This is a genomic window from Streptomyces sp. NPDC005151 (genome assembly GCF_053599875.1).
In genome coordinates this window covers 1-13893 of sequence record NZ_JBSFYR010000022.1, presented here as the reverse complement: position 1 = coordinate 13893, position 13893 = coordinate 1, and the positions used below count along the sequence as shown (strand labels likewise).

Annotated in this window: 10 protein-coding genes; 8 read left to right on the top strand and 2 right to left on the bottom strand. The window is 69.9% G+C overall.

What is annotated here, in order from left to right; translation table 11 throughout:
* The first annotated feature begins 25 nt into the window (after nt 1–25).
* A complete protein-coding gene (locus ACWD6R_RS14680; protein ID WP_451819014.1) occupies nt 26–808 on the top strand; it encodes a TIGR03936 family radical SAM-associated protein in 783 nt (260 codons plus the stop codon).
* A gap of 232 nt (nt 809–1040) precedes the next feature.
* Nucleotides 1041–5129 (top strand): Rne/Rng family ribonuclease, encoded by a 4089-nt coding sequence (locus tag ACWD6R_RS14675; RefSeq protein WP_451819013.1) that lies wholly within the window; start codon nt 1041–1043, stop codon nt 5127–5129.
* On the opposite strand, the gene ACWD6R_RS14670 is transcribed toward ACWD6R_RS14675, so the two are convergent.
* Together ACWD6R_RS14670 and ACWD6R_RS14665 are read right to left on the bottom strand one after the other, a co-directional pair.
* Nucleotides 5065–5535, bottom strand: coding sequence for a hypothetical protein (locus ACWD6R_RS14670; protein WP_451819012.1), 471 nt, complete (start codon nt 5533–5535; stop codon nt 5065–5067). The two genes, ACWD6R_RS14675 and ACWD6R_RS14670, sit on opposite strands and share 65 nt — an antisense overlap.
* 12 nt (nt 5536–5547) lie before the next feature.
* On the bottom strand, nt 5548–5697 hold the full coding sequence (locus tag ACWD6R_RS14665; protein WP_451819011.1) for a hypothetical protein: 150 nt from the start codon (nt 5695–5697) through the stop codon (nt 5548–5550).
* A 218-nt stretch (nt 5698–5915) separates the two neighbouring features.
* Here ACWD6R_RS14665 and rplU point away from each other — a divergent pair, with 218 nt between their 5' ends.
* The 6 genes from rplU to ACWD6R_RS14635 all read left to right on the top strand — a co-directional run bounded on the left by rplU (nt 5916) and on the right by ACWD6R_RS14635 (nt 13754).
* Nucleotides 5916–6236, top strand: coding sequence for a 50S ribosomal protein L21 (gene rplU, locus ACWD6R_RS14660; RefSeq protein ID WP_030921216.1), 321 nt, complete (start codon nt 5916–5918; stop codon nt 6234–6236).
* 14 nt (nt 6237–6250) lie between these two features.
* The gene (gene rpmA, locus ACWD6R_RS14655) at nt 6251–6508 is read left to right on the top strand and encodes a 50S ribosomal protein L27 (protein WP_116211787.1); all 258 of its coding nucleotides are present in this window, start codon (nt 6251–6253) and stop codon (nt 6506–6508) included.
* A gap of 164 nt (nt 6509–6672) precedes the next feature.
* Nucleotides 6673–8109 (top strand): GTPase ObgE, encoded by a 1437-nt coding sequence (gene obgE, locus ACWD6R_RS14650; RefSeq protein ID WP_451819010.1) that lies wholly within the window; start codon nt 6673–6675, stop codon nt 8107–8109.
* Between the two features lie 597 nt (nt 8110–8706).
* Nucleotides 8707–10206 carry a D-ribitol-5-phosphate cytidylyltransferase gene (locus tag ACWD6R_RS14645; protein ID WP_451819009.1) on the top strand — a complete coding sequence of 500 codons (1500 nt, stop codon included), beginning with the start codon at nt 8707–8709 and terminating at the stop codon, nt 10204–10206.
* Between the two features lie 136 nt (nt 10207–10342).
* Complete coding sequence (locus ACWD6R_RS14640; protein ID WP_451819008.1) at nt 10343–12388, top strand: hypothetical protein; 2046 nt, start codon at nt 10343–10345, stop codon at nt 12386–12388.
* Between the two features lie 148 nt (nt 12389–12536).
* Nucleotides 12537–13754, top strand: coding sequence for a glycosyltransferase family 2 protein (locus ACWD6R_RS14635; RefSeq protein ID WP_451819007.1), 1218 nt, complete (start codon nt 12537–12539; stop codon nt 13752–13754).
* The last annotated feature ends 139 nt before the right edge of the window (nt 13755–13893 follow it).

Below are 13893 nucleotides of genomic sequence, written 5' to 3'. Positions count from 1 at the left end.
CGAAGGCCCGCCGCCCGCACCGGCAGTGCAGCGCATCCGACTGCGCTACACCAAGCGCGGCCGCCTCCGGTTCACCAGCCACCGCGACTTCCAGCGCGCGTTCGAGCGGGCGCTGCGGCGCGCCGAGGTGCCCATGGCCTACTCGGCGGGCTTCACCCCGCACCCCAAGGTTTCGTACGCCAATGCCGCACCCACCGGCACGGGCAGCGAGGCCGAGTTCCTGGAGATCGCCCTCACCGAGCCGCGGGACCCCGACACGTTGCGCGCACTGCTCGACGCGTCGCTCCCGGACGGCCTCGACATCACCGACGCGGTGGAGGCCCGCACCTCGGGTCTCGCCGACCGGCTGACCGCCTCCGTTTGGGAGATGCGGCTCGACGGGGTCCCCTTCGAGGACGCCGAGAAGGCCGTCGCCGGATTCCTCGGCGCCGAGACCGTCGAGGTCCAGCGCCGTACGAAGAACGGCATGCGGACCTTCGACGCCCGCGCGGCCGTCGCCGGCCTGGAGGCCATCGATCCCGGCGCTGATAGGCCGGGGGACAAGCCCTGTGCGATACTGCGGCTGGTTGTTCGGCACGTGACACCTGCCGTGCGACCTGACGACGTCCTGTCCGGTCTCCGCGTTGTGGCCGACCTGGCGCCGCCGGTCCCCGCAGCGGTGACCAGGCTGGCGCAGGGGCTCTTCGACGAGGAGTCCGGAACGGTGACCGACCCGCTCGCGCCCGACCGCGAGGCAGCCCCGGCCGTGCAACCCACGGCCACCGGGACCGCCGTCGCGACGGCGCCGGAAGGTGCAGGTTCCGCGTAAGGCGGTCGTTGTAGCGCAGCCCTCGGGCTCGGGAGCCACCTGGGCCGGGCCGCGCGCTGACCCATAAGACTTTCGCCAGGCCGTACGTACATCGCGGACGGAACCGGCGAGCCAGACATTCAGCTCCCGTGCGGCGCCCGCGCCCCGGACGGCGGTACCGCGTTTTGCATGCGGACCGTGCCGGACCGGAATCAGGCGCGGCGCCCGGGAGCGCGACGGGAGAACCGCCCGCATGCTCGAACCGATCGAACCCGGTACGACCGGGAACGCCGAAGAGAACAACACCCCCGGTGACAAGCTGCCGCCGCGCCGCAGGCGCCGCGCAGCGTCCCGCCCGGCAGGCCCGCCGTCGGCGGGTGCCAAGGGCGCGGAAGCCGCCGAGGCAGTCGCGCCGGCCATACCGGCCGTTGACGCCGAAGGGTCCGACGCCGCTGCCGCCGAGGCGGAGGCCGCGGTGCCGGCGCGTACCCGCCGCCGCGCGGTCCGCAAGGCGACAGCCCCCGCGGGCGCCCCGCAGGCCGCCGAGGTCGTCGAGCCCGTCGAGGTGGAGGAGCCTGCCGAAGCCGCTGCTCCCGCCGAGACCGCCGAGGCGCCGCGTGCGCGTCGTCGGGCGACGCGCAAGGCAACCGCTCCCGCGGGTGCGCCGAAGGCCGAGGAGGCCCCCGAGGCTGCTGCGCCCGCCGAGGCCGCAGAGCCCACTGAGGCCGCTCCGGCGCCGCGTGCGCGTCGCCGGGCGACGCGCACGGCCACGGCTCCGGCTGGTGCCCCGCAGGCCGCTGAGGTCGTCGAGGCGGCGCCGGTCGTGGAGACCGCCGCTCCGATCGAGGCGCCCGTCGCCGAGCCCGTCGAGGCCGCCGCCCCGCGTGGCCGTACCCGCCGCCGGGCGTCCGCTCCGGCGGGTGCCCCGCAGCCCGTGTCGGGCGACACCACGAGCGCCGAGATCGTCGAGCCCGTGGCGGCCGTGGAGGCCGTGCAGGTCACCGAGACCGCAGAGACCGCAGAAGTTGCCGAGCCGGCTGCCCCGCGCGGCCGTCGTCGGGCCTCCCGCAAGGCCACCTCGCCCGCGGGTGCCCCGCAGGCCGCCGAGATCGTCGAGCCCGTCGCGCCGGTGGAGGCCGTGGTCGAGACCGAGGCCGCCGAGGAGCCGGTCGCCGAGCCGGAGGAGGAGACCGAGGCCGCCGCGCCGCGTGGCCGTCAGCGCCGCCGGGCCACCGCCCCCGCAGGCCGGCCGGAGTTCACCGGCAAGGTCGAGGAGCCCGCCCGCGAGAGCCGTCGGGCGACGCGTCCCGCCGTGGCCGTCTTCCAGGCGCCGGTCTTCGCCGAGCCGATGTTCCAGACCCCGGAGACCGCCGCTGCCGCCGCCGCGGCCGCCGGTCCCGCCTCGCACTACGACGAGGCCGAGGAAGAGATCGAGGAAGAGATCGAGACGGCCGAGGAGACCCCGTCGGCCGAAGAGGCGGCTCCGGCCGCCGAGGCCGCACCGCAGGGCGGTTCCCGTCGCCGCCGCCGCGGCGAGGCCGTCGAGACCGAGCCGGTCGCCGACCGGGCGCCCGCCCCTGCCGCCCCGGTGGAGGAGCACGCCGAGGACGAGCTCGAGGCGGAGGCCGAGGGCGAAGCCGAGCACGAGGGCGAGGAGCCGGACGAGTACGGGGACCGTCCTTCGCGCCGTCGCCGTCGTGGTGGCCGTCGCCGTCGTCGCGGTGAGCCCAGCGAGTCGGACGAAGCCGCGGAGGCCGACGAGCACGCTGCCGACACGTCCGAGGACGAGCACGAGCGCGGTCACGAGGCCGACGAGGAGGAGGAAGAGGACCACGAGGCGTCCGCCTCCGGTTCCAGCAGCAGCCGTCGTCGCCGTCGTCGTCGCCGTCGCAGTGGTGACGCGTCGCCCGAGGCCGAGTCCGGCACGGACGACCCGGAGCGTACGGTCGTCAAGGTCCGCGAGCCGCGGGAACGGCGTGGGAAGGAAGCGGCCGAGCCCGGCACCGGCTTCGACGAGGTCCAGTCCATCAAGGGCTCGACCCGTATGGAGGCGAAGAAGCAGCGTCGCCGCGAGGGCCGTGAGCAGGGCCGCCGCCGCGTCCCGATCATCACCGAGGCGGAGTTCCTGGCCCGCCGTGAGGCCGTCGATCGCGTGATGGTCGTCCGCCAGAACGGCGAGCGCACCCAGATCGGCGTCCTCGAGGACAACGTGCTCGTCGAGCACTACGTCAACAAGGAGCAGGCCACCAGCTACGTCGGCAACGTCTACCTGGGCAAGGTGCAGAACGTACTGCCGTCCATGGAGGCCGCCTTCGTCGACATCGGCAAGGGGCGCAACGCCGTCCTGTACGCCGGTGAGGTCAACTTCGAGGCGCTCGGCATGGCCCACGGGCCGCGCCGGATCGAGACCGCGCTGAAGTCCGGCCAGTCCGTCCTCGTCCAGGTGACGAAGGACCCGATCGGTCACAAGGGTGCCCGCCTGACCAGTCAGGTCTCGCTGCCCGGCCGCTACCTGGTCTACGTGCCCGAGGGCTCCATGACCGGCATCAGCCGCAAGCTGCCCGACACCGAGCGCGCCCGGCTGAAGACCATCCTCAAGAAGATCGTCCCCGAGGACGCGGGCGTCATCGTCCGTACCGCGGCCGAGGGCGCGAGCGAGGACGAGCTGCGCCGTGATGTCGAGCGGCTGCAGCAGCAGTGGGAGGACATCCAGAAGAAGTCGAAGAGCAACGGCAGCGCCAACGCGCCGACGCTGCTCTACGGTGAGCCGGACATGACCGTCAGGGTCGTCCGCGACATCTTCAACGAGGACTTCTCGAAGGTCATCGTCAGCGGTGACGACGCGTGGCAGACCATCCACGGTTACGTCGGGCATGTCGCCCCCGACCTGACGGACCGGTTGTCGAAGTGGACCTCCGAGGTCGACATCTTCGCGACGTACCGGATCGACGAGCAGCTGATGAAGGCGCTGGACCGGAAGGTCTGGCTGCCCAGCGGCGGTTCGCTGGTGATCGACAAGACCGAGGCGATGGTCGTCGTCGACGTCAACACCGGCAAGTTCACCGGTCAGGGCGGCAACCTCGAGGAGACCGTCACCAGGAACAACCTGGAGGCGGCCGAGGAGATCGTGCGTCAGCTGCGGCTGCGCGACCTCGGTGGCATCGTCGTCATCGACTTCATCGACATGGTCCTGGAGTCCAACCGCGACCTGGTGCTGCGGCGCCTGCTGGAGTGCCTGGGACGCGACCGTACGAAGCACCAGGTCGCCGAGGTCACCTCGCTGGGCCTGGTCCAGATGACCCGTAAGCGGGTGGGCCAGGGGCTGCTGGAGTCGTTCTCCGAGACCTGCGTCCACTGCAACGGGCGCGGCGTGGTCGTGCACATGGAGCAGCCGAGCTCGATCGGTGGCGGTGGCAACGGCAAGCGCGCCAAGAAGCGCGGCCGCGGCGGTGCCGGTGAGCAGCCCGAGCACGAGTACCTCGCCGACCACGAGCACGTCGAGGCGGAGGTGGAGACCGAGGCCGAGGTGGCTGCGGAGGTCGCTGCCCCCCTGGCGTTCCCCGAGCCGGAGTTCGTACCGGACGAGGAGCTGTACAGCAGCCCGGCCGAGGCCGAGGCGGCTGCCTCGCGTGGCCGTGGCCGCCGGCGGGCGACCCGTAAGGCGTCGGCCCCGGCCGGTGCCCCGAAGTTCGCACCCGCGCCCACTCCGGTCGTGGAGCCGGAGCCGGTTGCCGAGGCTCAGCCGGTCGTCGAGCCCGAGCCGGCCGTCGAGGTCCCGGTGGCCGTCGAGGCCCCCGTGGCCGAGGTGCCGCAGGGCCGTACGCGCCGTCGGGCGACCCGCAAGGCGACTGCTCCGGCGGGATCGCCGGCCCCGGCCGAGCAGGTCGCGCCGGCCGAAGCGCCGCTGTCCGTCGCGGATGTGGTGGCAGAGGCCCCGGTGGCCGAGGCTCCGCAGCCGGCGGCCGCACCGGAGGAGGCCGCTCCGGCCGCCCCGCCGCGTGCCCGGCGCCGGGTGACCCGCAAGGTCACCGCTCCCGCAGGATCGCCCGCGGGTGCGGACGCCGCCGAGGTCGTCGTGGTGACCGGCTCCACCGAGCCGAAGCCCGACACGGAGCCGGTCGCCGCCGCAGTCGAGGCTGCGGAAGCCGCGGAGACCGAGGCCCCGGCGAAGAAGACGGCGCGCAAGACCGCCAAGAAGGCGACGGCCAAGAAGGCGGTCGCCAAGAAGACGGCTGCCAAGAAGACCGCCGCGAAGAAGACGACGGCCAAGAAGGCGGTCAAGAAGACGGTCGCCGCGGAGCAGTCGTCGCCGGCAGTCGTCTCGGCGGACACCGAAGGCTGACCGACGGTCGGAAGGTGAACGACAAGGTGCGGTCCTCCCACGGGAGGGCCGCACCTCGTCGTTTGGGCGGCCCTTGGCTCCAGTACTGCAGATTGAGGTCGGTCAGCAGGGCCCACGGGTCGGGCACGTCCGGCGAGCGGAAATGGCGCGTGAATGTGTCCTGGAGCGTGACCTCGGAGGACGGCAGGCCGAGCAGCTTCATGGCCAGCGCCACGGCGACGGCGCATGCGGTGGCCGCACCGGCGAGGAGGAGATCGTGCCGGGGGCGGCGGAGGAGCCAGGAGGCGAGCGCCGCGACCGCGATCAGGGCGGCCGGCACCAGAGCGGTCGAGTAGCGCGTCACCGCGCACACGGCAAGGGCGCCGGTGAACAGCACCGCACCGGACAGCCGCCCGCCGCGCGCCATCAGGACACCACCTCACACCGTCCCCAGCGCACAGATCGTGACCAGACCCTCGCTCAGCGCCTGCAGGCTCCACCAGCCGAGGGGCGAGACAAGGAAGGCGATCTGCCCGACGACGGCCGGTACGCGGCCGAGCCCGGCGCTCCGCAGCAGTCCGCGCACCATCAGGCGACAGGTCCGAGGGTCCCGGTTTGACCCACAAGTGTGCGGACCCGTAGCCTTGCACCTCGGCGTGTTTCCATGCGCGCCCACCCCTGAGCACATCCCTCGCTGACGGATCCGTCCGTCAGGAGAGGCCGCTCATCCTTCCGGATCGTCGCAGGTTTCGGCCTGCGCGAGCGGCTGGCATCAGGGGACCCGTTCCGAGTGAGAGAGAGATCCGCGTGTACGCCATCGTGCGCAGCGGTGGCCGCCAGCACAAGGTTGCTGTCGGTGACATCGTTGAGGTTGACAAGATTTCCACTGCCCAGGTTGGCGACACGGTCGAGCTCTCGACCCTGCTCGTGGTCGACGGCGACGCCGTGACCAGCGACCCGTGGGTGCTTGCCGGGATCAAGGTCCAGGCCGAGGTTGTGGACCACCACAAGGGCGCGAAGATCGACATCCTTCGCTACAAGAACAAGACCGGCTACCGCCGTCGCCAGGGTCACCGTCAGCAGTACACGGCGATCAAGGTCACCGGCATCCCCGCGGCTGCGAAGTAAGGGACTGAGGAGACATGGCACACAAGAAGGGCGCATCGTCCACCCGGAACGGGCGCGATTCCAACGCTCAGCGGCTCGGCGTCAAGCGCTTCGGCGGCCAGGCCGTCAACGCCGGTGAGATCCTGGTCCGCCAGCGCGGCACCCACTTCCACCCGGGCACGGGCGTCGGCCGTGGCGGCGACGACACGCTGTTCGCGCTCGCCGCTGGTGCGGTGCAGTTCGGCACCCACCGTGGCCGCAAGGTCGTGAACATCGTTCCGATCGCCGAGTAATTTCGGCGCTCGTCGAGCGGTTTCTGCGGAGGCGGACCTCACTTCCCGTACGGGAAGCGGGTCCGCCTTTCGCGTGTTTCTCCTGTGAGAGACAGCTTCTGTCCCCAGCGGGACAACATGAGCTTTGAGTCATTTCTGCATGTAAGTAACTGGAGGTTTCCACCATGACCACCTTCGTGGACCGCGTCGAGCTGCATGCCGCCGCGGGTAGCGGAGGCCACGGCTGTGCCTCCGTTCACCGTGAGAAGTTCAAGCCGCTCGGCGGTCCTGACGGCGGCAACGGCGGCCGTGGCGGCGATGTGACCCTGGTCGTCGACCAGGACATCACCACGCTTCTCGACTACCACCACAGCCCTCACCGCAAGGCCACCAACGGCCAGCCCGGTGCAGGCGACAACCGTTCCGGCAAGGACGGCCAGGATCTGATTCTGCCCGTTCCCGACGGTACGGTCGTCCTCGACAAGGACGGCAATGTGCTCGCCGACCTGGTCGGCCAGGGCACCACGTTCGTGGCCGGACAGGGCGGCCGTGGCGGCCTCGGCAACGCCGCACTCGCCTCCGCCCGCCGCAAGGCCCCCGGCTTCGCGCTGCTCGGCGAGCCGGGCGAGTCCCGGGACATCGTCCTGGAGCTCAAGACCGTCGCCGACGTCGCACTGGTGGGATACCCGAGCGCGGGCAAGTCCTCGCTCATCTCCGTCCTGTCCGCGGCCAAGCCGAAGATCGCCGACTACCCGTTCACCACGCTCATCCCGAACCTGGGCGTGGTCACCGCGGGTGGCACCGTCTACACCATCGCCGACGTCCCCGGGCTGATCCCGGGCGCCAGCCAGGGCAAGGGCCTCGGCCTGGAGTTCCTGCGGCACGTCGAGCGCTGCTCGGTTCTCGTGCACGTACTGGACACCGCGACGCTGGAGTCCGACCGTGACCCGGTCTCCGACCTCGACATCATCGAGGAGGAGCTGAAGCAGTACGGCGGACTGGAGGACCGGCCCCGCATCGTCGTCCTCAACAAGATCGACATCCCGGACGGCCAGGACCTCGCCGACATGATCCGCCCGGAGCTCGAGGAGCGCGGCTACCGTGTCTTCGAGGTGTCCGCCGTCGCACATATCGGCCTGAAGGAGCTCTCCTTCGCGCTCGCCGGTGTGATCGCCGAGGCGCGCGCCGCCAAGCCGGCGGAGGAGGCGACCCGCATCGTCATCCGCCCGAAGGCCGTGGACGACGCGGGCTTCACCGTCACGCTGGAGGAGGACGGCATCTACCGGGTGCGCGGCGAGAAGCCGGAGCGCTGGGTCCGCCAGACCGACTTCAACAACGACGAGGCCGTCGGCTATCTCGCCGACCGGCTCAACCGGCTCGGGGTAGAGGACGAGCTGATGAAGGCCGGTGCCCGGGCGGGCGACGGCGTGGCCATCGGCGCTGAGGACAACGCGGTCGTCTTCGACTGGGAGCCGACCGTGGCGGCGGGCGCGGAGATGCTCGGCCGGCGCGGCGAGGACCACCGTCTCGAAGCCCCCCGCCCGGCGGCCCAGCGCCGTCGTGACCGCGAGACGGAGCATGACGAGGTGCAGCGCGAGTTCGACGAGTTCAACCCGTTCTAGTGCCGCTCCCGGCAAGCTTTGCCCCGTCGCGCCGCCCAGCACGCCTGCTCGCCGCGTTGGCCAAAAGCCCTGGTGGCTCCTTCCCCAAGCTCTCAACTTCGTTCGAGCAAAGGAGACCCCACTGGGGGACTTCCGGCCGCCTTGCGATCGCACGCACCGGACGACGCTCCTCATGGGGCAAACACTGCCGGTCACGGCACTGGTCCAGAAGGGTTCGACGAGTTCAGCCCGTTCCGGACGGCGGGTGCCAGCCCGTTCCCGGACGGCGGGTTCAGCCCGTTTCCGGACGGGTCACGCAGGGTGTGGCGGGTCGCGGTGGCAGATCTGTACCGACGGCCCGCCCCTGCGGTGACCCTGAACCCGGAGTCGCCGCCCGTCGCGGCCAGTGGCCAGGAATCCCGCTCACGGGTGGTTCATATCGCTCAAACGGGTGGTGTCGGTCACCCGGCAGGGAAGCGCCGATTCCGGTATTCGCCCTGATCACAAGGCAACGGCAGGTGTCCGCGGGGCATGCGGAAGCCGACGTCCACCTTGCGAGACGGTAACGGAGAGTGCAACCATCGTTGCATCTCCCGGCCCTCGCAAGGTAGGTCGTCTGTGTCTGCTCAGTACATAGCCACAGCCCGAAGCACAGCAGTCGTGCTCGCCGGCGGTACCGGCCAGCGCGTGGGGCTGTCGATCCCGAAGCAGCTGCTGAAGATCGCAGGCAAGGCTGTCATCGAGCACACGTTATCGATCTTCCAGCAGGCCGACTCCATCGACGACATCATCGTTCTGATGGCGCCGGGCTATGTGCCAGACGTCGAGAAGATCATCGCCAAGGCCGGCCTCACCAAGGTCACCAAGGTGATCGAGGGCGGCACCACGCGCAACGAGACCACCGAGCGCGCCATCGCGGCCCTCGGCGAGGGCCTGGCCGAGGGCGAGGACCGCAACGTCCTCTTTCACGACGCCGTGCGCCCCCTGCTGTCGCAGCGCGTCATCCAGGACTGCGTGGACGCCCTGGACCGCTACCAGGCCGTCGACGTCGCCATCCCGTCCGCGGACACGATCATCGTGACCCGCACCCACGGCGGTGACGGTGAGTTCATCACCGACGTGCCCGACCGGTCCCGGCTGCGCCGCGGCCAGACGCCGCAGGCCTTCAAGCTCTCCACGATCCGCCGCGCCTACGAGGTCGCCGCGGGCGACCTGAACTTCCAGGCCACCGACGACTGCTCGGTCGTGCTGAAGTACCTCCCCGACGTGCCGATCTACGTCGTGGCGGGCGACGAGTACAACATGAAGGTCACCCAGCCGGTCGACGTCTTCATCGCGGACAAGCTCTTCCAGCTGGCCTCCACGGCCGTGCCGCAGCCGGCCGACGACGCCTCCTACCGCGAACTGCTCACCGGCAAGACCCTGGTCGTCTTCGGCGGCTCGTACGGGATCGGCGCGGACATCGCGACGCTCGCCGAGTCCTACGGCGCCAACGTCTACGCCCTGGGCCGCTCCACCACCGGTACGCACGTGGAGAACCCCGAGCACGTCGACGATGCTCTCGCCAAGGCTTACGCGGACACCGGCCGCGTCGACTACGTGATCAACACCGCGGGCGTGCTGCGCATCGGCAAGCTGGCCGAGACGGACAGCGCGACCATCCAGGAAGCGCTGAACGTCAACTACCTGGCGCCCGTCCAGATCGCCCGCGCCTCGTACAGGTACCTCGTGGAGACCAAGGGCCAGCTGTTGCTCTACACCTCCAGCAGCTATACCCGCGGACGCGCGGAGTACAGCCTCTATTCGTCGACCAAGGCCGCCATGGTCAACCTGACCCAGGCACTCTCGGACGAGTGGGCGGGCGACGGTGTGCGGGTGAACTGCGTGAACCCCGAGCGCACCGCGACCCCGATGCGCACCAAGGCGTTCGGCGACGAGCCCGCGGGCACGCTGCTCTCCTCCGAGGCGGTCGCCCGCACCTCGCTCGACGTCCTGCTCTCCGAGATGACCGGCCACGTGATCGACGTACGTCAGCAGGACCCGACCCGTAGTGCATCCGAGGCATCCGGCTTCGAACAGGCGCTTGCCGCTGTCCTGGATCGACAGGCGGATGTGTAATAGTGCTTGACAATCGACTATTCGGACCCCTGCTGTCGCTCCGCGCGAACGGCAGGGGTCCGAATTCGTGAAGGTCTTCTTCACCTTTCCCTCGTAAGGTAAAAAAAGTCGGCACTCTTTTCGGAAGCGGTACTTCGTGATTTCGAAAGCCATTCGCTTGGCTCGCGTGGGTAGCGGTTCGGAGCTGACCGCCGCGCTCTCCATGGCTCTGGGGTTCCCGTGCATAATGCTCGCGGCGATGATCCCCAATCTGTGGTTCTTCATCGCGGCAGCAGCGGTGACGTACCTGGCCGACCGGTATCTGCACCATTGCGGCAGTTACCTGATCAACCGCCTGACCACCGTCCGAGCCGGGCTCTCGATCCGCTTCCTGGTGCGCCAGCTGCTGTTGATCCTGCTGCTCTCCCGCATGGGATACGGCGAGATGACGCTCTTCTACGTGACGATCGCCTGCCTGCTGGCCTTCTACGGTCTCCAGGCGCCGCAGGGCGCGATGGTCGCCCTCATCCGACTGCGCCGCAAGCTTCCGGTGGTCACCCACAACATCGACCTCGAAGCCGCGCGGATTCCGGACGCCCCGCCGCAGCTGCTGATGAACCGGCCTGCGGAGAAGATGCTGCATCTGGACGTCTTCGCGATGGTCGGCGTCCTGGCCGCGATCGAGACCGGCAGGCACGGGCTCGCCTATGTGGGACTCGCGCTCACGCTCGTCCTCGCGGTCGGATATCTGGCAGCGCTCCTTCCGCATGTCCGGCCGAGCCGCCTCGCGCCGTCCGAGGCCAAGGTGCTCAAGGCCGTGGGCGACTGGCTCGGTGAGTACCAGCCGACGGTGATGCTGTACTTCTCCGGCTCGAAGGAATCGGCCTACCAGGTCAACATGTGGCTGGAAACGATGGGGCAGCTCGGTGGCCGGCCGCTCATCCTGCTGCGGGAGCGTCCCATGGTCTTGCAGCTCAACACGACCTCGGTACCGGTGCTCTGCGTACCCGGTGGCGTGCACCTGATGAACCTGAACCTGTCGTCGGTGCGGGTCGCGCTCTACGCCGCCAACGTCGGCAAGAACATCCACCTGCTGCGGGTGCCGACCATGAAGCACGTCTTCATCGGCCACGGCGACAGCGACAAGCTCGCCAGCGTCAACCCGTACAGCAAGGTCTACGACGAGGTGTGGACCGCGGGCCGGGCCGGCCGCGACCGTTACGCGCTGGCCGATGTCGGCGTACGGGACGAGGACATCGTCGAGGTGGGCCGTCCCCAGCTGGCCACCATCAAGCCGTGGACCGGCGCGCCGAAGAACCCGATCCCGACCGTGCTGTACGCGCCCACCTGGGAGGGCTGGGACGACAACCCGGGGAACACCTCGCTGCTGCTGGCCGGCGAGAACATCGTCCGGCGGCTGCTGGAGGCCGAGCCGCCGGTCCGGCTTCTGTACAAGCCGCACCCCTTCACCGGTACCCGCAGCCGCGCGGCCAAGGCCGTGCATCTGCGCATCACCGCGATGATCGAGGAGGCCGCCGCCAAGCGGGCCACCGACCCGGGCTGGGCGACGGAATCGGCCGCCCTGCAGGGTGAGCGCGCCGCGGCGCAGTCCGAGCTGGCCCGCATCGAGGCGCAGCTGGCCGCAGAGCCGAGCGGCGGCCGGGTGGCCCGGGACGAGGCGGAGCTCTCCCGGGACTCGCTCGCGGACCCGGCGCGCGAGGCCGAGACCGCGAAGCTGAAGGACGAGTGGAACGCCGCGTTCTGGCGCTCGCTGGGCTGGTGGGAGCACAAGGTCATCTCCGGCTCCCAGATGCGTCTGTACGACTGCTTCAACGAGTCGGACGCCATGGTCTCGGACATCTCCAGCGTGGTGTCCGACTTCATCGCGAGCGGAAAGCCGTACGCGGTCACGGACTCGGCCGAGCTGGGCGAGGACGAGTTCCGTCGGCAGAACACCGCGGTGCGTGCCGCAGTGGTCCTCTCCAACGCGGCGACCGAGCTGGATGCCCTGCTCGGCGCGGTGGTCGACGAGAGCGCGGACGCGCTGGCGGACGCCCGGCGTGAGCTGAAGCAGTATCTGCTCGGCCCGGACGAGCCCACGTCCATCGTGCAGTTCGACGCGGCCGTGACGGCGCTCGCCGCCAAGTCGGAGGCGCGGAACACCGGTGTGGCGATCAGCCTGAGCGAGCCCGTGAACGGCTGAAAATCGCCGCAACCCATACCAGTTCACCAAGGCCCGGTGAAGACCCTGAGGGGATTTGCCGGGCCTTTGTGATGAGTGTCACTATTCGCGCGTCGAGTGTGGGGCAACCAACGGGTGGCGTCGACTGTCTTCTGTGGGTGTGAACGAGATGCAGATTCCTGACGTGACGGTGATCGTCGGAGCGTACGAGGCAATGCCGTACCTCGTCCGCTGTCTTGAATCCGTGGAGTGCCAGACCATCGGCGCCGACCGGGTCGAAATTGTCGCGGTCGACGACGGCTCGACCGATGGCACCGGCGAATACCTTGAGGAATTCGCCGCCCGCTCCGCAGTGCCGACGACAGTCGTGCGTCAGGCGAACTCCGGCGGCCCGAGCGGCCCGCGCAACGTGGGTCTCGGCAGGGCACGCGGCCGCTATGTCTTCTTCCTCGACGCCGACGACTACCTCGGCGACGAGGCCCTGGAGCGGATGGTTGCCACGGCCGACCGGGCCGGCACCGATGTGGTGCTCGGGAAGGTGGTCGGCGTCAACCGGGGAGCGCCCCAGTCGATGTGGACCGCCACCAAGGACCGGGTCGACGTATACAAATCCAAGGTCATTTACACGCTGAGCGCGCAGAAGCTCTTCCGGCGGGAATTGCTGGAACGGCTCGCGCTGCGATTCGACGAAAATCTCCGGACCGGCGAGGATGCCCTGTTCACCCTGGAGGCCTATCTGCGAGGCGCCGGGATCTCCGTGATCTCCGACTACATCTGCTATTACCTGGTCGGCCGCGACGACGGAAAGCACGTCACCAAGAGCGGCACCTATGAATGGCGCTTCGATTCCCTGCGGGCGATGATGGACCTCATTCGCCGGCTCGAACCCGCAGGTCCGAAGCGTGATTTCCTGATGGTCCGGCCTTTCACGGTCGGCATGCTGCAGCAGTTCGGACCTCGCGTGCTCAAGGAGTCGCCGGAGGTGCGTCGCCACAAGATGGAGCTCGCGGCGCCCCTGATGGACGCGTACTGGAACGACGGCGTGGCCAGGCGGATCAAGGTAGCCGAGCGGCTGCGGCTCGCCTGCGTCGCCAAGGGGCGTACCGATCTGCTCGCCGACCACCTGAAGTTCCTCCGGGCGAAGACCCTTCCGGACGTGATCCGTTCGCGCGGGGGCGACAAGCTCTATCTCGCGTACCCGCACTTCCGCGACCGGTCGGCCGGGCTCCCCGACTCCGCTTTCGAGGTCACTGTGCCCGACTGGCACGGCGGCAAGCGCATCGAGCAGCCCAGGGTCGAGGCTCGCCGGGCGTCGCTCTCCCGGCGGGTGGCGCGCCGTATACGCAGGGACGTGCGGCGCTTGAAGTTGCGCCTGAGCACGGGCTGAACGGCCCCTCGACCCACGGATTAAGACCGACCGGCAATTGGGGGGGCGTCACGGGGCTGGGGCACGCACCTCGCGGCGTTGTCGTCCATCACCATGGCTCCGCCATGGCTCAGTCCTCCGCCTTGCGATGCACGCACCC

Coding starts and splice junctions, on each gene's coding strand:
- ACWD6R_RS14665 (WP_451819011.1), bottom strand. CDS start 5,697: ATGGTGCGCGGACTGCTGCGGAGCGCCGGGCTCGGCCGCGTACCGGCC.
- ACWD6R_RS14675 (WP_451819013.1), top strand. CDS start 1,041: ATGCTCGAACCGATCGAACCCGGTACGACCGGGAACGCCGAAGAGAAC.
- ACWD6R_RS14670 (WP_451819012.1), bottom strand. CDS start 5,535: ATGGCGCGCGGCGGGCGGCTGTCCGGTGCGGTGCTGTTCACCGGCGCC.
- rpmA (WP_116211787.1), top strand. CDS start 6,251: ATGGCACACAAGAAGGGCGCATCGTCCACCCGGAACGGGCGCGATTCC.
- obgE (WP_451819010.1), top strand. CDS start 6,673: ATGACCACCTTCGTGGACCGCGTCGAGCTGCATGCCGCCGCGGGTAGC.
- ACWD6R_RS14635 (WP_451819007.1), top strand. CDS start 12,537: ATGCAGATTCCTGACGTGACGGTGATCGTCGGAGCGTACGAGGCAATG.